The following is a 21,666-nucleotide window of genomic DNA, read 5'->3' as shown; positions in this document are numbered from 1 at the left end:
TGATAGTGCCACTCCTTAGATCAGAAGTGGCCACATTTTGGGATAACGATTATACCTGATGAACAGGCTCAGCCGTTATCGCGGAACCCCGGATAGAGGCTCATTCCGCCATCAATAAATAACGTCGTGCCGTGCACGTAGTCAGAGAGATCGCTTGCCAGCCACACCACTGCATTACCCACATCTTCCGGGTCCCCTACCCGGCCATAGGGGATCAGCTCCAGAAGCTTTTTCTCTGCATCCCCTTCCGTCGCCTCTTCATTGATCGGCGTTCTGATGGCACCGGGCGCCACAGAATTGATCCGGATACGCTCCTCACCCACTTCCTGTGCCAGACTGCGCATCAGCAAGTCCACCCCGCCTTTGGATGCAGCATAGTTAACATGACCCGCCCAGGGGATCAGCTGATGCACGGAACTCATGTGAATAATTTTTCCCGCCGCCCGGCTGATTTCAGGACGGGCCGCCTGTTTGCGAAACTGACGCAGTGCGGCACGCGCACACAGAAACTGACCGGTGAGATTGACCTGAATCACTTTGTTCCACTCTTCAAGCGTCATTTCACCCACCGGCGCATCGCGCTGCAACCCTGAGTTAGCCACCAGAATATCCAGACGCCCAAAGGCGTTGAGTGCTTCTGCAAACAGCGCGTCTACGGCTTTTTCATCAGACACGTCGCCTTCCACGGCAATGGCGCGACCGCCCCGCGCCTGAATAGCCCTGGCCAGCGCGTCAGCCGGCTCCCGCTGGCTGTTGTAGTTGATCACAACGGCCGCACCTGCGGCGGCAAGGGCTTCCGCACAGGCGTGACCCAGCCCTGAACTTGCGCCCGTGACCAATGCCACCTGCCCTTCGAGTGATATCTGCATGCTGTGGTTTCCTGTAATGAAGAGAAATACTCAGACCGCCTTGATATGCAAGCCAGTCAGCGACTACAGCAAATCATAGACAACGCCAGCAAGTTGTACCTGAAAGCCCCTAAATATTTCATTCTGTAAATAACTGGAAATCTGCAGATTTATAACCAGACTTAAGCAGTCTGACAGCACAACTGCTGCATTTACATCAACAGAACGGAGGCAATATGGTAAACAAATCAGAAATCCTGGATCACGCACAGGTTGTTGACGTTAACGGTGAGCACGTCGGTATCGTTGATCACTTTGAAGGCGAAGATAAGATCAAACTGGCAAAAAGCGATCCGGAAGCAGGTGGTCAGCATCACATCATTCCATTTAGCTGGGTAAAAGAGGTGGATGACAACAAAGTCATTCTGTCTAAATCCAAATCAGATGTCGAAGCTGAGTGGCAGAGCGCGTAAGTGATGTGCCGGCCGCGGTGGTAATGCTGCGGCCGGCAGACTGTTCCTGCTCGACTCACAAGCCTGATGCCTTGTTTTTTATCAGCTTTTTGAAAACCACCTCATATCCCTCTGACTCGCCAGTGACTCCTGCATAATGCAGACGGCGGCATGTTCCCCTGACGCTGTTCATTTTCTTTCAATCCTGTCTGCACTATAAACTGTTATCAGGGCGCTTATCATATTCTTGCCGAATCAGGCCGCGTGAGATCTGCGCAGGTTTCTGATTCCCTGTCACGGCTGCATTTCTGCACCTAAAATCCGGGCACCAGCCCCCCTGCTTTCCTCAGAACCTTATCCACGCGTTGCGTCTCTGAAAAAGGTGAAGCAAACAAAAGCATACAGGCTTTGGTTTCCGTCTTGCTCTTGGCTATGATGGCAACAGATTCGGACGTAGGTAAGGCCGTAAAGCGTCAGAAAGAACGAGGAGAGCATGATGCTTAGCGACGAACGCCTGCAATATATAGCAGGCCACCCTGATAACAATTCACCTGAAGCGGTAGAAATGGCGCGTGAAATCCTGCGTTATCGCGCTGCGCTGGCGGAGCCGTTTGCCATTATTGAACCCATTGGCATGCACTATATCAGTGATGGCAACGGCGCCATGATTTATCCGGCTAGATACCGGGAGCGCAATGATATTTACCTCTATCGGCTCAATGAGGAAAAAACAGAGCAGGACTGACAGACGGTTCGCTCCTGATACGGACAGGGTGATGAGGATGACTGTCTCCTTAATAATCGAGCCGGTAAGCCTGCAATTTCCCCATACAGACACGACAGCTGTGATGGAATTTTATAAATTTGTGGCCGGATAGCGTGATGAAGAGCTCTTTTGACGAAAAACTAATGGAAGCAGTGCTTGGCGAAGCCGTAACGGAACTGCTTGAAGCGCGCGAAACTGTGACATGGCATGCGCTGCTGGATAAACTGCACATCAAAGTTAACACCACTGCTGACCCGCACCGTCTGCAGGCCAGCACGCAGGCCATTGAGCACATCAGAAATGAAATGCGCTTACGCCTGGCGTTAGCCGAAAAGACCGAGGACGCTGCGTTGATTTCTTCGTCATGCAGCAAAGCGGATTAGCCTACCCGGTTTACTGTCTGACCGTTCAGAATCGTCCTGTATCCCGCTGTTATTGTTGCAGTTCAGCAAATCCGTGCCAGACTTATTTGTCTACTCAGAAAACACGGAACCAGACGGAGGACATGATGAAAGTGTGGATAGCGATAACATTGGTTGCGGCGGTGAGCTGCTCTGTATGGGCCTCTCAAGGTGGGTTTGAAACCACAGCGGCCCGTTCTGCTGTGCAGAGTGCACAGCAGAACTGAGCGGTTATGCGTTAAAAACCTTCATCATCAGGAGTACGGCCAACCACGATTTCCAGCGCATTACGAAGCACATCAAGATGAACAACATCTGTTGTGCTTTCCAGCTCAGCAATCAGATACAGAATAATGGTTTTGCTGGTGACACGTTTGCCATGAATCACGATATCGCGAATGACAGCATCCAGCACTGCTGTTTCAGCAGAGAGCGCATCGCCGGCCTGGCGAAAATGATGGATGATGTCAGCTTCAAGGGTTGAGGATTGCTGAGTGTTCTGCTGTTGCATATTGATTCCGTTTAATCCGCATCAGGCGGCTGAGTTGCCAGGCTAAACACCTGAAATAAAAACGGCCATCCTGCGATGACCGCATCCTGCGGGCTTCGTGCCACTTTCCGCGTAGGCGGAAACTACTCCTTGCTTAATGACTCTTTTTCATGGCCACTATGCCGACATCCGAGCCCAGTGCTGAGGCATCATCGCGCGTCCGCGGAAATTCCTGCTGAACTTCCTTCAGGGCGCTTTTTATGGCGGCCAGACGTTCCGGGTTGGATTCTGTAACAGCCATACGCTTGAGACTGGTCACCAGCGCGTTTGCATTAATGCGATCGGCATTATTCAGCAATACTGTAACCGCCTCGCCAATAACAATGTCTGTGAGCCGTTCTAAATTATCTCGTTGCATAATCGCTTCTTCACGGTGTGCGCCTGCTCCGGCAAAAATATCTGATGGCCAATCCAGACCATCCTGAAACGCATTTGACAAGCACAGGCACATCAATGAGTGAACTTAGCGGTCAAACAGCAGTCCAATAAGTACCTGATAATGGCGCTCTTCCTGCTCGCTGGTGGCAGTTTCAAGGCGGCGCAATAATTTGCTGCAAATCGCTTTGCGGTTTAGGTTTTTACCTGAACGTAGAATCTCCACCACAACCTGGCCCAGCGTTTCCTGCTGGCTGAGCGCTGAGATATTGTTAAAGTACTGAGCAATATCCTGTGCAGATGATGGATAGTTCGCGATGTTCTGACGCATGGTGAACCTCTGATTGTCTGTTCTGATTGTGTATAATGTAAGCACTACTGCATGAGCGTAAAGTTATACAACTCACGCAAACTTGTACAGAGATTATTTGCATGTACACATTGTTTTTTTTGCAAAATGTGCTTAATACGTTTTTTCAATCACTTACAACCAAACCATGATCGTCTTTTTTATCATCAGCCAGACTAACTTGTACAAAGTATGTTTACAACGTTGCATCAGATAAAAGATATGCAATCTGGCCTGAGATAAAAGCTTCAGATGAAAAATTCACTCTTATGCGAAAATAAAAAATCATTTATCTTCATGAAATATCTTCAGTTTTATTCGTACCATTGGTAACTTACACAACATGACGAAAAGAGCACTGTACAGACCTTCTGACATCGTTTACTTTGCGCACGACCTCACTCACACCTTCAGGTGATAACATGTACCAGGGCTCACCCCCTAATGAATCTGCCATCGGATTGACAAGCTACTTCAGCAAGGTCACCCATCCTTCTCAGATTGAATTGCTGGGCAGAATCACAGTCGACATTTTGCGTCAGGATCGTCGGCTGACACGCACCTCAGTGTGTCTGAAACTCATTGGGAAACTCGACTGTGTAGAGGATCCAATCGAGGCCGCTCATCTTCGTGAATTGCTTGGCATGCTGTTCAGCAAGTAATCCTTTCCTGGCTTCAGTTCTTCGAAGTTAAGTCTCAAAGCCGTAATTTCTGGCAGTAAGCTCAGCGCCCAGTGTGCTGCCCTACTTACAGCAGCTCTGACAGGCTATACAGGCTCGTTTATCTTCTCAACAGGCAAGCTGCACAGTAAGAGAACACAGACTGCATTACTCAATTCTCTGCCACACGTCATCAGGCGTCTCTGTCCGCACGCATCATCGCTATCACGCGATGTCGTTTAGCCTGCCCGTTATGAGATGTAATTCGCGCGCATTTTCGGGCATTACTGCCTGACAAACAGAACTTTAGACTTGGTCAGCATGCAGTGGTCGTGCGTAGAAAAAGCTTGTGATATATGTTCAGTTTACCAGGCTGCGATCCTTCCAGACCCGGTTTAAGCACGAGCTGTACCAGCTGCACAGGCAGAAGATACTTGTAGCCACAATGACCGCAAATGCCATGACACAACCTGTCGCAGCGTCGGATTGGCAGGGTTGAATACGCGTTTATTGCGACTGAGCACTGCGTTCTGACATAGACAACACAATTACAGACTCTTTATTGAGAGCACGCCGAAACCAACGTCTGACATACGCATGGGCAACATTGCCCTATCGGGCAGCATGCTTTAGTTATTGATGCGCTATAACACCTGGGCTGGCTAAAGAGGTTACGGGCCGATCGCAGTCAGTCAAAAGTTGAACGCTGATATGGCAGGTTCAGGAACATGTGTATGCTTGTATTAAGCTTTGTGCGTTCGTCTCTGTACTGACAGCAATACAATCGGATGCCCGGAAGCAGGCAGAGCGTTTTGGATAACGTTTTTTAAGCAACGTTTCATTAAAAACACATGGAGGAGTGAGAAAATAACGTGTCCCTGCCCTGTACTCAAATGTGCGCACAACCGATGAACATCTGACACGCCTTCGCTGTACCTGCATTGTGAGGAAACATCCTTTTAACGGCTTCGGTATGATGTCGGCAGGGGTACCAGATATCGCTGACTATTTATATTAGTGCCATGATATGCGGATGTGTTAACGCCCTGGGATGCGGCTGACCGGCAACACTTCAATTATTTTCACGAGCTAAAATACCTCAACCTGAATGGGGTCAGATAACATTACAGGAAGACATCCTGTCCGGGCCGCATATAGCGTGGCCATAACTGTTTTCAGTCAGCACGCTTTGCAGGCTCGGGAATTTCAATATGAAATAATCACTAAAATGACAATAAAAACATAGTGTTAGGCATGAATATGCATGGGTACTTTTTGCCTTTTATGCTGATGCTACAACCGATAATGTGTACTGAGCGCTGAACTTACCCTGATAAGAGCGGCCTTTCAGGCCATATCAACGTGCTCCCCTCAGACATCGGTTTTCTGTGATAACCATGATCACATCCAGCTTTGCATAACCTTGGTCTGGCAGACGTCCTGCATTGTGTTTACATCGAGACATGTGTGCTGCCGGGTAACACGCCAAATCGATCAGACTCAGTCAGACACCCCGGTATGATAAAGACCAGACAAATGAAAACGCTCTTCAGAATATAAAGACGATTGTGTCCTTAAAACGTCAGACTGCATCGCCGTTATGTTAGTTACATCGGGACATTTTGCGGGTGAATGCTGACGCGTCAGGAGCTTTTACCGTCATGGCCATAAGGTAGTCATGCTCAGACACAGTGTGTTATCAGTCAGCACACATCCTCAGGCATGCCTGTAATGTGCTTTCCCCCTTATGTGTTTAAAAAGAGACATCAGCATGCTTGATGTTCTGCTCATTCAGTTGCTGCCTAATCTCTGAACCGGCACAACCTGCAGGCCACTAAATACGCCAGCATCTTTGCCACCCAATATACCCACACCGACCCACCTGCGCAGAGGCGCACTGTCTGTAATAGCATTGCGCGATGGCGCATACATGCCCGGTAAACAGGACAAAAGCAGCGCAGTAACGCGCCGCTCAGCAGATTTATAAAACAAGCCGATTTTGCCAGGCGCTTTGACGTTAAAGTTCTCTGCTGCAGACAGCGTGGCGAAATCGGCTGGCTACCTTTCGAAACGCTTACCGGGCAGGCCTGCTCTCTGGCTCAGGAAGCAAGCGTCACAATCAGACGGCTGCATGGACCAGCAGGGGAATCCGTAATCTCTCTGATAAAAGAAGCTGCCCAGGACATGCACTGGCGTGCTCCATTATCCCCGCGCCGCTTGCTGGCATCGTGTGCGGACATGCTGGATATGGCTGCGCTGTATTATGTACATCTGAGCCTTTCTGCCGGCTATACCAGTGAAGGTGGATATTTATGATGTCACTGATGAGTGTGATGTTGATGCCGGATGCAGTGCAAACGCTTCGCACCGGTTGATAAGCACTGACCGCCATACACGGATGCGTCATGACCAATATGCCTTAGTAAACCGGCTCAGGTCATGGCTGACATGGGGCTCAATGTTGATTTGTGGGCCAGTGCGGATACGGGGCAGGCAAAGAAATGGATGCAACCATCACGAATAACAGTAAAACCGACGGGCTAAACATATTCAATCGAGAAGTCTGTGAGTCCTGAAACTGCTTGATGCGGCTTTGGTTTGATTTCAGGTTGTTTATCAGGAAGGCGCCGTGTTCAGATACAAATCCTGTGTTGTGCTCAGACAGGTGTTCTACGGTAAGCCGTGCCTCTCGAGCATCGGATACTGGCGTACCGCTCGTTAAGGTCAGAGGCTTATAAGAAATTTCCATAAAGCTGTGCTTATGTCAGGTACAGAAGCTGATACAGCGTGTCAGTACATCCATGTCATACATTAGCACGAAATATTTTAATTAACTCCAGACGGCAACCTCACAGGCAGAGCTTTGAAAAGGAGATGTGCTGACCCTGGTTACATTACGCTTAAAGCAATATGACTGCGGTTTGGCCTGTTGACCGTAAGACAGCAATACCGATCCTAAGGTGTATCCCGTTGCAAGCTACAGTCCAGGCACGTTCAGGAAACGGTTAATTATTGCGTACGGCTGTATACAGGGTTAACCAAACCGCTTTACCTGGCACTCTTTCTGCCATAGGGTCATCAGGGCCTTCTACGAATACTTTTATAAAGTCTGTCTGTCGCGCGCTGTGCGAGCGTGCATCATGTACAAAGCGTTAACTTTTCGGTAGGGGTAATAGTTCGCACTAAGAAACCCGTCTAAAGAACAGGAAAGTATCAGAGACTTCAACACCATAAATCCTGCCTGCGTCAGTTCTGGTTGCGGTCTGTTTTCTTACTGTGGTTACCTGCTGCAATAACTTTTCGCCGACAGTGTCTGCGTTTACTGCATGAACGAAACCTTTTGGGCTGGGAATTTCAACCTGAAATAATTACATAAAATGTATAATATTCAATTAGTTAAAGGCGAAATTTTAAGGGTAAATTTTTCACTATGCGCAAAGCAAAGCGCTTCACAGTGAAGGGCTGGCAGTGACGGCTTAATGCGCACTTACAATGTGTTCAGACTTTTCTTGCCATGTACAATATTTTTCTGAATTGCAAAAAATGTTGCACATAACATTTCAGCACGTACACTGGTACAAAATTTGCCAACGGAGCGGAGTAATGAAAAGTAATTATGGTGGTGTGGACGAAACGGCGCGCAGAGCCAATGCCATGTTGCGCAGCATGAGCGATGACATCATTGATAAGCGTCACGAATTTGGACTCGATCAGTATTACCAGACGTTTACCCGCAACTCCGTAGCAAACCTTCCAAAACTCAGTCGACGCGCGGTCGAGCAAGCCATTGATGAAATGGAAGTCCGTGGCCATGTGTTTAACCGCAAAGAAGCCGGTAACACTCGCCCCTATGCACTGACCGTGCAGGACGTGGTAGACATTTATGCGCATCGTGATGTGCCTAAGTACCGCGATATTCACAAAGGCGAAGGGCCCTTTGTGATCTTCGTTGTGAATCTCAAAGGTGGCGTCTCTAAAACTGTCAGCACGGTGACACTGGCTCACGGGCTGCGCGTGCATCCTGATTTGCTGCAATACGATCTGCGCAACCTGGTCATTGATCTCGATCCGCAGGCATCCAGCACAATGTTTCTCAATCATGCCAACAGCATCGGGTCCATTATGGAAACGGCAGCGCAGGCAATGCTCAACGATCTGGATGCAGAACAGCTACACCAGCACATCATTCAGCCAACCATTATTCCGGGTGTGGATATCATTCCAGCCTCAATCGATGACGGCTTTGTGGCCAGCCAGTGGAACGATCTGGTCCGTGAACACCTCCCGGGTGTGCTGCCCTCAGAAGTCCTGCGACGTAATATCATCGATCGGGTTGGGGATGATTACGACTTTATCTTTGTCGACACCGGACCGCATCTGGATGCATTTATGCTGAATGCCATTGCGGCAAGCGATCTTCTGCTGACGCCTACCCCTCCGGCACAGGTCGATTTTCATTCCACACTGAAATATCTTACGCGTTTGCCTGAAATGCTTGAGCAGCTGGAGGAGGAGGGCATCAATCCGCGTATTAAAGGAAACATTGGCTTTATGTCCAAAATGACCTCCAAGCGGGATCACGAGATGACGCACGGTCTGGCACGTGATGTCTTTACCTCTTACATTCTGGATGCGGCACTCCCACGCCTTGATGGTTTTGAGCGGTGTGGCGAAACCTTTGACACCATTGTCAGTGCCGATCCGCAATCCTATCCTGGCAGTACGGAAGCACTGAAAAATGCTAAGCGCGAAGCCGAGCGTTTTACACAGGCTGTGTTTAAGCGAATCGAATTTATCAGGAGCAGCAAGCCGTGAAAGAAATGAAAAAAATGGGCCGTACGCTCGGCAATTCCAGCTTTTCCCGCATGCTGAGCGAAACAGAAAACGCCCGCATTTTTGTCCTGAAATCGGGCGCAGAAGCGCGTTTCACTCTTACTAAAATTCTGCACGATGATATTGAAGCACACACCTATGTTGATCCGGCGATTAACGGCCGGGATCAGGCATTCCTTACGCCTGAGTCTGTGAGCGATATTTCACGAACCATCAAATTACAGCAGTTCTTTCCTGCGATTGGCCGGGAAGTAGATGGACGCATTGAAGTTCTGGACGGATCACGGCGACGCGCCGCGTGCCTTTACAGCGGGATGCCATTTGAGGTGCTTATCACGCGAGATGCGCTGACACTGGCTGATGCCCGCCAACTGGCTATCGATATTCAGACTGCCCGCGAGCACACACTGCGTGAGCTCGGAATGCGTTTAAAGACCATGTACCCTGCAGACATGACGCGTGCTGATATCGCCGCCGCTGAAGGTCTGTCGCCGGCAAAAGTCACCCGGGCTTTTCAGGCAGCCGAGGTGCCGGATGCCCTGATTGCGCTTTTCCCGGCGATGGCTGATTTGTCTATCAGCGATTATCAGACATTACTGGAGAGTGCAGAAAAAGCCCATCTTAAGGGCATGACACCTGAGGCGCTGGCCGCTCAGGTGCGTGAAAAGATACCCACAGATGGGTCTGAAAGCATCGATGAAAGTGCGCTTAAAACCCGCATACTCACTGCCGTTCGCCATGAAAGTAAGGCTGCCGTCGCAGCGAAATCTGCTAAAAAAATCACTGTTGAGAAACTCGCAGGTTTTGCTGATAAAAAGCAATTTGCGCGCAAAAAAACAGATGCAGAAAAACGCCTTGTGACCTATGAATTTTCCCGCCTTCCTGCGGCATGGCAGGCAGAACTTGATGCAGCTGTTCAGGCTGTGATGGACAAAATGGCCGCTGAGGCATCCCACTGAATTACCTCTCACGCAATTCATTCTGTCATTTCATCTGAGGTGACAGAATGAATTTCCCCGGACTTTTTCATGTCTAACCTGCTGAAATAACACTGACAACCCACATTATTTCAACCTGAAATTCCCACATCATTCTCATCTATTGTTACTGCAGGCCGCGCGACCCCGTCAGAACGAAGCGAGGTACAGCCAACCGTACTGCCCCCCAACTGCAGGTGCATCTGCCAAATACACCACAGCCCACACCGCATTACCTTCAGACCCGCACAGCTATTTCCGGATACCCAGTTCTGAGGGTTTGACAAAGGCATGTACGGTTGCAAATCCTGAACGCAGCTATGCCATTTTAAAGGAGAAAACCTTGAGAAGGTTCCCATGCGTTTTTATTTTTAACTTATTGTTTATGCAATTAAAATATCATTTATTTCAACCTGAAATTCCCGGTCGTCATGCTCACAGCGCTAACGCTTAAGCAAGAACATCGAGACCGCTATAAGGCTTATCGCCTGAAACAGGTGTGCCCGGCAGTGCATGATAAGCCAGGCGCGTTTACTGAGGCGGCAAATGCCACACTGGATATCAGCCATGAAGACAGAGTCACCGTCTACTCAACATAACCGCGCTCCCGTGCCAGTGCCTGACGTGCATAGGTTGACGTTTCATGCATTAACCCGGACCCAATAAGCTGTTCTCATTATGCGAACTTACGTTGAACGCTTCCCTGCGCCTGATTTGCAAAAACCCTAAGTAGGCGAAACCAGGGCTTGCGCGGGGCGCTGAGCGCAATCGCAACGCTCAGCGGATTGTGTCTTCAAGACACATCTGTGCTGTTCATCACTCATGTGCAAAATAGCACCTATTCAGGTCAGCAACACAAGGCAGTTACACTGCCTCAAAACAGGTTTAAGCGGCTTCAGGATCGGCCATCTGTATGCCCTTCCTGTACAGAACTCTCAAAAGACAACTGGGTGTATCGGGTATTAGTCAACGCTTATAATGGGACAGAAATAACGGATAATTTACGGGACTGTAAATGCACCTGTGCTGCCCGGGAAACTGCGGTTCTGCTGTAACAATACACGCTGGCAAAGCATGCGCATGACCAGTTGGTGAACGCGTAAGGATTAAAACAAGCTGCCTTTTGACAACAGGTTTGCAAAGAAAGGCTGTTAGCAGCTTAATATTGGTCCTTTCAATGTCAGCGTACTGACGTTCAGCGTGTTTTTTGTTGCTTTGCTGGTTTTTAAAAAAGCAACGCGTCTCTTTGCTGAAGTGCTCTGGTGCATCATTCATTCAGGAGAGAAGTTATTTCCTGTATCTTCACCAGCACGTGCTTGCAGTTCATCTTTGCTGCGGGGAGGTGGGTATAACATGGCAGATAAACCGGAACAGCTGAAGGACAGATACATTGAAGCGTAATCAGACATGAATGCAGGAAAGGGCAGAAGAGACTGTTTGTCATCTTGACCATAAGTTGAGCACGAGCCAGCAACAGGCTTAAGGTCTGAATGCGTCACTGGCTTCGGAATAACTGATGAAAATATGTACTATCGTATTTTTGATGAGCAACATCACCCGTAAATATCCTCAACCAGAACGCCAGTGATGGTCAATTCGTCAGGATGCCCGATGCCTGTTAAAGAATGCTTTATTGTTAAAGTACCCGCAGTTCAGGTTGCTTTTCCAGTCCCCCCAGGCAGCTGATGAAAACATGCCTGATCATATTTGTCTGTGTTGTCGCAAATCATCAGAGCAATAGCCTGCGCTTCACCAGCCTGTTGTGTGTGGCATTCAGCAATTACGTCCACAATGAAGTCCTGCGTTTGTCTCTGCTGTTATAAAGGTCAACCGCACCTGTTTAGGGATGTGCGCTGACGGGAAGATTCAGTGGTGAGTCAAAGGGGGGGGCCGCTCTGCATACAAAGCCCGGATGGCAGCCAGTCAATATTTATGGGTGCCTGGATAAAACCATGACACAGCTGTTTGTTTTTTGAGTGTGATGCATTGAAAAGTAAGCACAAGCATAGAAGCGGGTCACAAATATAAATTGTTTTTCTGTTGCCTCTATGTGCAGAAAAAGAGTCTGCATACTGTGGTCGCACTTTAGGCCGCGTACAGAGTACTTTGAGAGACTTTTCATCGAAATGGATACCTACAGCTTAAAAGGTCCTAAAGCGCGTTAAATCAGCTTACAGAGCGATTAAAAACCTATCAGAGCTTCCAGCTCATTTAACTGTAAGGATTTTCAACACGCATGCGCTTTACATCACGCTTGAGGAATACCACAGCGACATGCAGTACAGCCTTTACCTCTCGGATGGCCATTTTCAACAGCAGTAGACAGGCAGGCAAACATCTGGTGCTACAGGATCGCCAAAACCAAAAGACCAGCCCTGCCAGACTTCAATGATCCTCGCATGATCAGAACACTATTTGTGATCCTGTTGCGCTCTATAGCTATCTGAGCCCCCTGCATGATGTATACAGATATCAGGCTTCAAAATCCCGTTTTACGCACCGCTTTCATAAAAGCGTCATGAAAACATGGAATTATCTTTACCCGAGTTAACCAGCAGCAAGATTTGAGTTGTACTGATGTGTGCTGGAGGGAAAGCAAAAATTTGGATCGATGTGTGCTGGCGGGAAAAGCAGATCTCATCGATGTGTGCTGACGGGATAAAACGATCTAATAAATGTGTGCTGGCGGGATTGGTGCGCGATAAGCGTATGTGGGTGTGCGCTGGCAGGTTTAATGAGCAGCAGGATTATAAAGAGAGGAAGAGGGAACCTGCAGCGGCTCCCTGAATGTGCGCTGGCGGGTAGACTACGTTTAATAATTCAGCAGGCGCGACAGGCAAATTGAATATTGCAGGCCCTCCGGAAGCAACGCACCCGCCAGCGCACATACAGCACGATCGTATCCTCCCAGCACACATTTTTATAAATCCAAAGGCTTAAGTTTTGGATTACGTTTATGAATAATAAGGTGATTTTCCCGTTCTTTCCTTATCAGAGAAAACTCCAGGTAGCCAATTTTCTGCAACTGATCCAGCGCTTTTTTGATCGTCCGGTTCTGTTCACTCACCGAACTGGTAAGGGAAAGCCGCTCACGAAGGCGCGCAAACGCAACAGGAACAGGGTTGGCAGGCAGGCTTTCGATAAACGTGTAAATGGCCTGCGCAGCTTCCTTTTTAGGCAGTGCCCTGATGGCATGATGTTGCAGCAGAACCCGATAATCCAGCTGGAATAATTCCCACAGCTTTTCATCAGCTTCCAGCCTGACGATATCTTTATCCGCGTCAAAATAGCCGGTTTTGAGCAGCCCTGTTTGATAACTACCGCGTACGTCTGCACCCCGTTTGAATGACACGGATTTATTACGTAATTTCCCCAGTGACTCATGGATTGAGCCCCGCAGGCGCGCGTCAATGCGTTTAGAAGTGAATCCGCAACCTTTGGCAAATTCAGTGAATTTGAGCTCTATCTTATTGGAATTAAGGCCATATTTACTGAATGCATAGATAACGCCTATCCAGACTTTGAAGTCACAATCCATATCCAGCCTGGGTCCGGAGATGTTGATATTGTCATAACCTTCGGCTTTGGCGATCTCCAGCTGTGAAAACAACTCAGAGGCATCCACAACGTTGTTCTCACCCTGAGATTTGGTCGGTTTGGGAACGAAAACCCCTAAGCGCATCAAAGCAACTGGCTGAACTGTGTTGTTGGAATTAACAGTGAGTTGTTTTCCTTTACTGACCATGTCGCTATAGAGCGCATCGGCTATAAATGTTTTATCCTTCATAAGGTTATCTCAGTTTATCCTTCAGCAGTGCCTGTTGTGGATTAAAAATAAACCAATCCCACCAGCACACACAATAGCTCCCACCAGCACACATTGCCAGCCTGCCAGCACACATCTTTTTCCTGCCAGCACACATCAACTTCCCGCCAGCGCACATCACGATCGGGGCTCAGCCCAGAGATGACGCGGCTTTGAGCCTACCGGGATCTTTTAGGAACTATAAGGATCTGTATGGAAGATCTATTGGATCTGTCCTGTGGATTTGTGAATAACTTAACGCTTTACGCTCTTTATCGTGCTCTACCGCGCCTGCGGCTTGCTCAACGCCTGCGGGCGCTACAAAAAATTTGCAACGCCCGCAGGCGTTATCTGTAGCAATTCTCCTGTATCCATGGCAGAGAGGTGTCATCCTGTAGGCCTAACAAAACATTTCGGTTTCACATTACTGACCTGAACCACTTAAAAGACAAACGCATGGATTGTTTGATCTCGTAGTGCTTCAACATAGTCCCTCTGTCGCTGAAAAAAGCATTGCCTGTATTCATAAATCTTTAATATTTTTCGTTTACATACAGATCGCAGTAATCAAACCGCGGAGGATATCGAATGGCTTCCAGAGGCATTAACAAAGTCATACTGATTGGACATCTCGGGCATGATCCAGAGGTACGTTACACGCCTGCCGGTAACGCCGTCACAAACCTGACCCTGGCAACGTCTGACACATGGCGTGATAAAACCACAGGTGAACACAAAGAAACCACTGAGTGGCACCGCATTGTACTGTTCGGCAAAGTCGGAGAAATTGCGGGTCAGTATTTACGCAAGGGATCTTTTATTTACATCGAAGGCCAGTTACGTACAAGAAAATGGCAGGATCAAAATGGTCAGGATAAATACACAACTGAGATCGTTGTAAACAGCACCGGCACTTTGCACATGCTTAACAAGCGGGACACCAGTGGCGATATCGATCAGCCCCCACACACTTCACACTCTTCAGAAAGGGTAGAAACGCCTTTTACTGAAAACGTTCAGCCATCTTCATTTGATGATGACATTCCATTTTAAAATTCTGTGCGTTTTTGCAAAAAAAAACGGGGAGTACGGGAATCACACCTCCCCGAGCAGAAAAGGCTGACTGCAGCCCTGCAGTCAATACCACTGCCAACAGGTCAGGGCGGTCAGGCCCGTGTTTTGCGATAGCCTAAACGTTCCAGCTGCCGAGGCAGTTCTATCCACGTGCGGCAGTTAAGTTTACGCATAATGCTTTTTCGATGATGACTGATGGTTTTAATACTCAGTTTCAACACTGTGCTGATATCAGTCAGGCTGCGATGAGTGGCCAGCAATCTGAGTAATTCAAATTCCCGACGCGTAAGCGCGCCGCTTACGCGAGGCTCCTTGTCAATGCGAGTGTGTATGGGACTAAGGCATTCAGCACCAAACACATGCGTCGTTAATGTCGTCATATCACTGCGTTTTGAAAGGATAGGCACGCCGGGTAAAACGCATTGCAGATAGCCCAGCAACGCCGCTTCCTCACTGTCTGTGAGAATAACGAGACGTGTCAGAGGCGATATGCGCCTAAGTTCAATCAGTACCTCTGTCAGGGCTTGCATATCCAGTCCACATGCACAGACTTCGCTGATAACCACATCTGAACGTGCAGCAATGGTTAAAATATCCTGAGGCTGGCCTTCTGAAAGCAGCGTGGTCTGAATGTGACGTGCATTGAAATAGTTTGCGATGCCGGCGGCAATCCACTTGTCGCTGTCTATAACCGTTAACGTAAACATGATTCCTCCTGTCTGCATGGAGGTAGTTAACCTTACAATCAGAAGGGATTAAATCGGATAATATTTCAGCAATTTGTATGAAAGCTCTGTATTGCAATGCCAGACAATCCTGTAAAAATCATTACTGATAAAACAGGACAGCCATCCGGAAACCATTCGTCTCTGAGTTAAAGACGTCCAGCGAGTGAGGCAGGGAAGGTATCGTTTGTGGGATTCAGGCAGAGGCAGCGGGCAAACATAGCCGCGACCCAGGGCGCACTACAGCAATACTATACCGCACACGGTACCCGTCAGAGCACCATCAGTCCAGCGCATGACGCCGGGCAAAATCCAGTAAATCCCGATGATTTTCCAGATTCAGCTTGTGCATCAGTCGGGTCTTATAGGTACTGACCGTTTTATTGCTGACTTGCATGCACGATGCAATCCCACTGATATCGATCCCTTTGCTGAAATAGCGTAACACCTCAAATTCACGCCGCGATAACGTATTTAGCCGCGCTGTATCGGGGTCGGGTCCCTGGCTAAGACAAGCCTGATGTGTGTGCAGTGGAAAATACCCATAGCCTGAAAACACTGCAGACACGGCGCCGGCGAAATCCGAGAGATGATTTTGCTTGCTCACAAATCCATTTGCGCCTGCTTTCAGGCTTTGTGCCGCGTAGTGCTCCGTATTCTTACCGCTTACCACGATAACCGGAATATGAATATCTTCAGCACGTAAAGATGCAATAGCCTGAATTCCATCGATACCGGGTAAATCAATATCCATGACCAGCGCCTCTGCGGCAAACCTGCGTACAAGATGCGTTGCATCTTCACCTCTGTCTGTCTCAGCGACGACAGTATGACCGGCTTGCTCCAGTAAGAGACGCAGGGCAATACGAGCCAATGGATGATCATCAACAACAATAAATGCAGCCATAATTCACCTGTTCAAAAAAAACACACAAATAATAATCCGCAATTTGAAATCGGCAAAGTTATTATTTTTGTAGTCAAAAGACTACATAAAATGTCATGTAATCTTAAAATATAAAATAAATGATCATTCCTTTTTAACCAAGAAAGTTCTGTAGTCAAATGACTACAAATGTCTCGCCCCAGTCTTATTTATTGATGACTAATAATTTGACACAATAAATTTAAAATCAAGGCAGGGCAGAATTTAAGAGGAAAGGAAAATGAAAATTATATGTAAAGATAAAGTGAACGACGAACTTATTCGTCCATTGACATGGACGGCTGTTACCGCCTTTTCGTTGTTCATCTGGAGCCTGATTGCTATAGCTTTTTTGAGATAAAACAATAGGATGATAACTTACAAAGCGCAACCTGTTAGTCTTGTGCGAAGATATTTACAGATTCCAGTGCTTAACACATGATTGCTCAGGAAAGTTTTTACACTGTGGCTGATCTAAAGTCTGCACGCTTTTTTTGTAATCTCAGTTAGCTAACTATTTTGATAAAAATTCAAAAGCATAGGTCGGCTTTACCCACCGAGGCAGAAGGTGTGCACAGTGCTAATAAATTAGCAGCCTGTTTTGAATACAGCCCAAAAATTTGATGAAAAAGTAAAGCGCCAGTCAAGGCGCTTAAATTTGTTCCGGCTATTATGATGCCGTCTCCTGTTGCTCTTGTGTTCAGAACGAAGCAGGTTGTTTATCGTGGGGAGTATTAAGGGCTTTGTGTGACGGAGGTAAATGTTCATGACATTTTACCGGTGCGGTTTCTGGCGTTTTCAGCGCACACCACGTTGATAAAACACCCAGCAGGGAAAAAATCACTGCGGGTCCTGCCCATCCCACCATGCTGTATACCCCGGTTGCAATGAAAGGCAGCAAACCTGCCACCACGGATGCCGCGTTGTACCCCAGTGAGATGCCGGATGAACGCAGGTGAGGCGGAAATTGCTCTGAAAACCAGCTTGCTTCCACAGCAAAGATTGGGTCATGACTGAATAACAGAGAAAGAGAGATCGCCACAATCACCAGGATAACGGCACCGGTGTTGATCAGCATAAACATCGGAATGCCAAAAGCTATGGTAAACAATGCGCCAATCAGGAACACTTGCCGGCGGCCAATCCTGTCACTCAGCGCACCATAAAACAGGTGGCTGCCCAGCCCCAGTGCAGAGCCTACCAGTGTGCCCCACAAAATATGGCGCGTATCCGTTATTTCCGCGAGAACCACATACGAGAGCATAAAACTCGTGGTGATATAATAACCGCCGGTTTCTGCCAGCCTGAGTCCCACAATTTTCATGATAGTGCGCCAGTCGCGGCGTATCACTTCAAGTGCTGGCTGCCGGACGATCTGTTTTTCTGCCTTGGCTTTTTCAAACGCAGGCGATTCCGCCACACTCATACGAATAAAGATGCCTATCGCAACCATGACAAACGAGATCAGAAAAGGCATACGCCAGACCCAGTCGCCGTCAAACAGCGCACCAGACAAAAGGAATGCGCCATTTGCCAGCAGCAGGCCCAGAGGAATACCTAACTGCGGCACGGCCCCATAAAAACCGCGTCTTTTCGCCGGCGCATGTTCAAAGGCCATCAGCACCGCGCCTCCCCATTCTGCCCCAAAACCGATGCCCTGAATCATACGTAACAGAATGAGTAACACAGGCGCCAGGATTCCGGCTTGTTCATAGGTGGGCAGAGCGCCAATCAGTACTGTGGCGAGCCCCATCGCCAGCAGAGACCAGAACAAAACGGTTTTCCGGCCATACCGGTCACCAAAATGTCCGGCAAGATACCCGCCCACCGGGCGCATCAGAAATCCCACCGCCAGTGTGGCAAAGGCTGCCATGATGCCAATGATGGGTTTATCTGTATGGAAAAAAATCTTACCAAACCAGGCTGCAGCGGCTGTACCATAGATAAAAAAATCGTAGCTTTCTACCGCTGATCCAATCATGGATGCAATCGAGACTTTAACCGGGTTGCTGTCCGGTTTTGCAGATGCCATATGCGTATTCATACCTCACCTCCGTTTTTATGCTGAGCGCAGACGCTGAATCATTGCGCCCAGGTCTCAATAACCCGACTGTCATCGCATTGCCCCAGACCTGACTGCGCCGCTGCCTGATAACGGGCATGAGCGACCTGAAGAAGCGGTACTGCCGCCCCACAGGCATGGGCGGCCTCCGCCACAAGGCCGCTGTCTTTGACAAAAATATTAATGGCACTGGAGACGGATACCCCTGTATCCTCGAGCATTCGGGGTCCCCTGTCGGACAGCATCCAGGATCCGGCCGCGCCGCCTTCCACCAGCGACAGCACCTTAGCCGGATCCAGCTTAAGTGCGCGCGCGAGTTGCAATGCCTCAGCCGCAGCCACAATATGCACGGCACATAAATGCTGATTGATGACTTTGATACCCTGACCTTCACCCGGCTCGCTGCCCACGATTTTTACCGTGCCCATTGTCTCGAGTACAGGGGTAACGTGGCCTATCGCCGCAGCGGCACCGGCTGCAAAAATTACCAGCTCGCCTGTACATGCGCGCGCGGTTCCGCCGGTCACGGGCGCATCAATGACACAGGCACCTGCCTGCTGCAACCGACACGCCGCCGCTGAAAGTGCATCCGGTCCCACCGTAGACATAATGATCCAGTGCTGGCCTGAAACCGTGGGTAACGCCTCTTCAATTAATGCGGCCAGCTGCTGCGGGGTGGCCACCATGACAATTACCGTCTCTGCACGCGCGGCCTGCGAATAATGCGCGACTGTCTCTATACCTTGTCTGCGGGCTCGTTCGCGGGAGGCGTCAGACACATCCACTCCCAGTACCTCATGCCCGGCTGATTTAATCTGGAGTGCCATAGGTAATCCAATGGCGCCTACACCCACAAAAATAATGCTCATGACGTGCTCCTTACTTAAGCCAGGTTTTTACCGTGTTTACGATGGCGGAGACGGAAATGCCATAACGGTCATGCAGGGTGGGCAGGGCGCCCGCTGCCAGAAAAGCATCAGGCAGGCCAATGTGCCGAAACTGCGGCATCACCTGCGCGTGCATCAGGGTCAACGCGATTGCTTCCCCCAGCCCCCCGACAACGCTGTGGTTCTCCATGATCACAACCAGCCGCCCCTGCCGACGACACTGGGCGATAAGGGTATCGGTATCCAGTGGCTTGATCGTGGGCACATGCAGTACGCCTGCGTGAATATTGTCCTGGGCCAGCGCTTTAGCCGTTTCCAGCGCGCGCATAGTCATGATGCCGCTGGAGATAAACAGCACGTCGCGGCCATCCTGCAGCAAATGGGCTTTGCCCAGCGTGAACGTATAGTCATACTCGTCCAGTACCAGCGGCACTTTTCCGCGCAACAGGCGCATGTATACCGGCCCCTGATGCGCTGCGGCGGCCGCCACTGCCTGTTCCGTATCCAGCGCATCACACGGGTCAATGATGGTCAGGCCGGGAATGCCGCGCATCAGCGCAATATCCTCTGTGGCCTGATGACTGGGTCCATAGCCGGTGGTGAGGCCGGGCAGAGCGGCACAGATTTTCACGTTCAGGTGCTCTTCTGCGATGACCTGATGAATAAAGTCATAAGCACGACGCGTGGCAAAAACTGCATAGGTTGTGGCAAACGGGATCATGCCCTCTTTGGCCATGCCACCTGCGGCACCCATCAGTAACTGTTCGGCCATGCCCATCTGGAAATGGCGCTCAGGATAAGCCTCAGCAAAAATATGCAGATCCGTGTATCTGGAGAGATCGGCTGTCATCCCTACAATTTCAGTACGCGCCCTGGCAGCTTTCACCAGCGCGTGCCCGAACGGAGCCGTGACAGTTCTTTGTCCTTCTGCGGCAATTGATGCAATCATGGCGGAGGTTGTTAAACGGGGCTTTTTCTCTGCAACGCTCATTGGTATGCCTCCCAGGCCTGATCGAGTTCAGCAATAGCCTGTTGCCATTCATGGGCTTCCACCCGGATAAAATGATTTTTTTCACGCGTCTCAAGAAACGACACGCCTTTGCCCATCAGCGTATCCAGCAGAATCACGCGCGGTACAGGCATCCTGAGCGCACGCGCGCGGTCAAATGCCGATTTAACGGCCGCAATATCGTTGCCGTTTATGCGCTGAACATGCCAGCCAAAGGCCTGCCATTTATCTGCCAGCGGCTCGAACCCCATCACTTTTTGCGACGGACCATCTGCCTGCTGCTGATTAATATCCACGAGCACAATCAGATTACTGAGCTGGTGATGAGCGGCGGACAGGGCGGCCTCCCAGGTTGCGCCCTCATCAAGTTCGCCGTCAGACATAGAGTTATAGACAAAGGCATTGCTGCCTTTATGACGCAATGCCAGTGCCATCCCCACACCGATGCTCAGTCCCTGGCCCAGCGATCCGCCGGACATCTCCATGCCTGGTGTATAGGTAGCCATACCGGACATCGGTAACCGGCTGTCATCAGCCCCATATGTGTCGAGTTCGGCTTCCGGAATCACGCCAGCTTCGATGAGTGCGGCATAAAGGGCTATGGCGTAATGGCCATGCGAGAGCAAAAACCGATCGCGTCCCTCCCACTCAGGATTTGCCGGATCGATGTGTAACGCATGACACCAGGCCACGGCCAGAACATCTGCCAGACCCAGCGCCTGGCCGATATAACCCTGTCCCTGAACTTCTCCCATCCTCAGCGCAAAGCGGCGGATACGCCAGGCGTGCCGGGCCAGTTGACGGCGAACGTCATCCAGCGTTATGTCAGATTCAGCCAGTGTGCTCATGTACTCTCCTTACTGGTTGTAGTAGTCAGGCCGACGCAGATAATCGCTGACGGGCCGACGGCGTGTTAACGTATGCATGCACTGTTTTCATCCTGTGCTGCACCGGTAATGAGGTAAGGGT

General features: G+C 49.5%; 17 protein-coding genes. 6 read left to right on the top strand and 11 right to left on the bottom strand.

Annotation, left to right across the window (positions count from 1 at the left end):
• Positions 1–68: 68 nt before the first annotated feature.
• Positions 69–869: an SDR family oxidoreductase gene (locus AC2CF9_RS11495; RefSeq protein ID WP_484557053.1), complete on the bottom strand. Its 801-nt coding sequence runs from the start codon at positions 867–869 to the stop codon at positions 69–71.
• A 215-nt stretch (positions 870–1,084) separates the two neighbouring features.
• On the opposite strand from AC2CF9_RS11495, the gene AC2CF9_RS11490 reads away from it, so the two are divergent.
• The 3 genes from AC2CF9_RS11490 to AC2CF9_RS11480 all read left to right on the top strand — a co-directional run bounded on the left by AC2CF9_RS11490 (position 1,085) and on the right by AC2CF9_RS11480 (position 2,449).
• Entirely contained in the window at positions 1,085–1,321 is a 237-nt protein-coding gene (locus tag AC2CF9_RS11490; RefSeq protein ID WP_071669373.1) for a DUF2171 domain-containing protein, read from the top strand.
• A gap of 472 nt (positions 1,322–1,793) precedes the next feature.
• Positions 1,794–2,045 (top strand): hypothetical protein, encoded by a 252-nt coding sequence (locus tag AC2CF9_RS11485; protein ID WP_254794554.1) that lies wholly within the window; start codon positions 1,794–1,796, stop codon positions 2,043–2,045.
• Positions 2,046–2,182: 137 nt separating this feature from the next.
• The gene (locus tag AC2CF9_RS11480) at positions 2,183–2,449 is read left to right on the top strand and encodes a hypothetical protein (protein ID WP_071669371.1); all 267 of its coding nucleotides are present in this window, start codon (positions 2,183–2,185) and stop codon (positions 2,447–2,449) included.
• Positions 2,450–2,705: 256 nt separating this feature from the next.
• On the opposite strand, the gene AC2CF9_RS11475 is transcribed toward AC2CF9_RS11480, so the two are convergent.
• From AC2CF9_RS11475 to ycgZ, 3 genes are all read right to left on the bottom strand, one after another.
• Complete coding sequence (locus AC2CF9_RS11475) at positions 2,706–2,978, bottom strand: biofilm/acid-resistance regulator YmgB/AriR (RefSeq protein WP_071669370.1); 273 nt, start codon at positions 2,976–2,978, stop codon at positions 2,706–2,708.
• 133 nt (positions 2,979–3,111) lie between these two features.
• Positions 3,112–3,456, bottom strand: a complete 345-nt coding sequence (locus AC2CF9_RS11470) for a hypothetical protein (protein ID WP_484557052.1) — start codon at positions 3,454–3,456, stop codon at positions 3,112–3,114.
• Positions 3,457–3,480: 24 nt separating this feature from the next.
• Positions 3,481–3,723: a regulatory protein YcgZ gene (gene ycgZ / locus AC2CF9_RS11465; protein ID WP_484557051.1), complete on the bottom strand. Its 243-nt coding sequence runs from the start codon at positions 3,721–3,723 to the stop codon at positions 3,481–3,483.
• A 4,280-nt stretch (positions 3,724–8,003) separates the two neighbouring features.
• Here ycgZ and AC2CF9_RS11460 point away from each other — a divergent pair.
• Together AC2CF9_RS11460 and AC2CF9_RS11455 are read left to right on the top strand one after the other, a co-directional pair.
• Positions 8,004–9,215: an AAA family ATPase gene (locus tag AC2CF9_RS11460; protein WP_484557050.1), complete on the top strand. Its 1,212-nt coding sequence runs from the start codon at positions 8,004–8,006 to the stop codon at positions 9,213–9,215.
• 5 nt (positions 9,216–9,220) lie between these two features.
• Positions 9,221–10,192 carry a ParB/RepB/Spo0J family partition protein gene (locus AC2CF9_RS11455; protein WP_484557095.1) on the top strand — a complete coding sequence of 324 codons (972 nt, stop codon included), beginning with the start codon at positions 9,221–9,223 and terminating at the stop codon, positions 10,190–10,192.
• A gap of 2,938 nt (positions 10,193–13,130) precedes the next feature.
• Here AC2CF9_RS11455 and AC2CF9_RS11450 read toward each other — a convergent pair.
• A complete protein-coding gene (locus AC2CF9_RS11450; RefSeq protein ID WP_484557049.1) occupies positions 13,131–13,997 on the bottom strand; it encodes a RepB family plasmid replication initiator protein in 867 nt (288 codons plus the stop codon).
• Positions 13,998–14,603: 606 nt separating this feature from the next.
• Between AC2CF9_RS11450 and ssb the strand changes: the two genes are divergently transcribed.
• Positions 14,604–15,068 (top strand): single-stranded DNA-binding protein, encoded by a 465-nt coding sequence (ssb, locus tag AC2CF9_RS11445; protein ID WP_484557048.1) that lies wholly within the window; start codon positions 14,604–14,606, stop codon positions 15,066–15,068.
• A 113-nt stretch (positions 15,069–15,181) separates the two neighbouring features.
• On the opposite strand, the gene AC2CF9_RS11440 is transcribed toward ssb, so the two are convergent.
• The 6 genes from AC2CF9_RS11440 to AC2CF9_RS11415 all read right to left on the bottom strand — a co-directional run bounded on the left by AC2CF9_RS11440 (position 15,182) and on the right by AC2CF9_RS11415 (position 21,545).
• Positions 15,182–15,796, bottom strand: coding sequence for a response regulator transcription factor (locus AC2CF9_RS11440; RefSeq protein WP_484557047.1), 615 nt, complete (start codon positions 15,794–15,796; stop codon positions 15,182–15,184).
• A 301-nt stretch (positions 15,797–16,097) separates the two neighbouring features.
• A complete protein-coding gene (locus AC2CF9_RS11435; RefSeq protein ID WP_484557046.1) occupies positions 16,098–16,721 on the bottom strand; it encodes a response regulator in 624 nt (207 codons plus the stop codon).
• Between the two features lie 718 nt (positions 16,722–17,439).
• Complete coding sequence (locus AC2CF9_RS11430) at positions 17,440–18,783, bottom strand: MFS transporter (protein WP_150016824.1); 1,344 nt, start codon at positions 18,781–18,783, stop codon at positions 17,440–17,442.
• Positions 18,784–18,821: 38 nt separating this feature from the next.
• Positions 18,822–19,670 (bottom strand): NAD(P)-dependent oxidoreductase, encoded by an 849-nt coding sequence (locus tag AC2CF9_RS11425; protein ID WP_484557045.1) that lies wholly within the window; start codon positions 19,668–19,670, stop codon positions 18,822–18,824.
• A 10-nt stretch (positions 19,671–19,680) separates the two neighbouring features.
• The gene (locus AC2CF9_RS11420) at positions 19,681–20,679 is read right to left on the bottom strand and encodes a transketolase family protein (RefSeq protein ID WP_484557044.1); all 999 of its coding nucleotides are present in this window, start codon (positions 20,677–20,679) and stop codon (positions 19,681–19,683) included.
• A complete protein-coding gene (locus AC2CF9_RS11415; RefSeq protein ID WP_071669359.1) occupies positions 20,676–21,545 on the bottom strand; it encodes a transketolase in 870 nt (289 codons plus the stop codon). The genes AC2CF9_RS11420 and AC2CF9_RS11415 overlap by 4 nt, the downstream gene beginning before the upstream one ends.
• Positions 21,546–21,666: the final 121 nt, after the last annotated feature.

This window comes from Pantoea sp. SYBGC1 (genome assembly GCF_057197005.1).
This window is presented reverse-complemented; position numbering and strand designations above follow the sequence as displayed.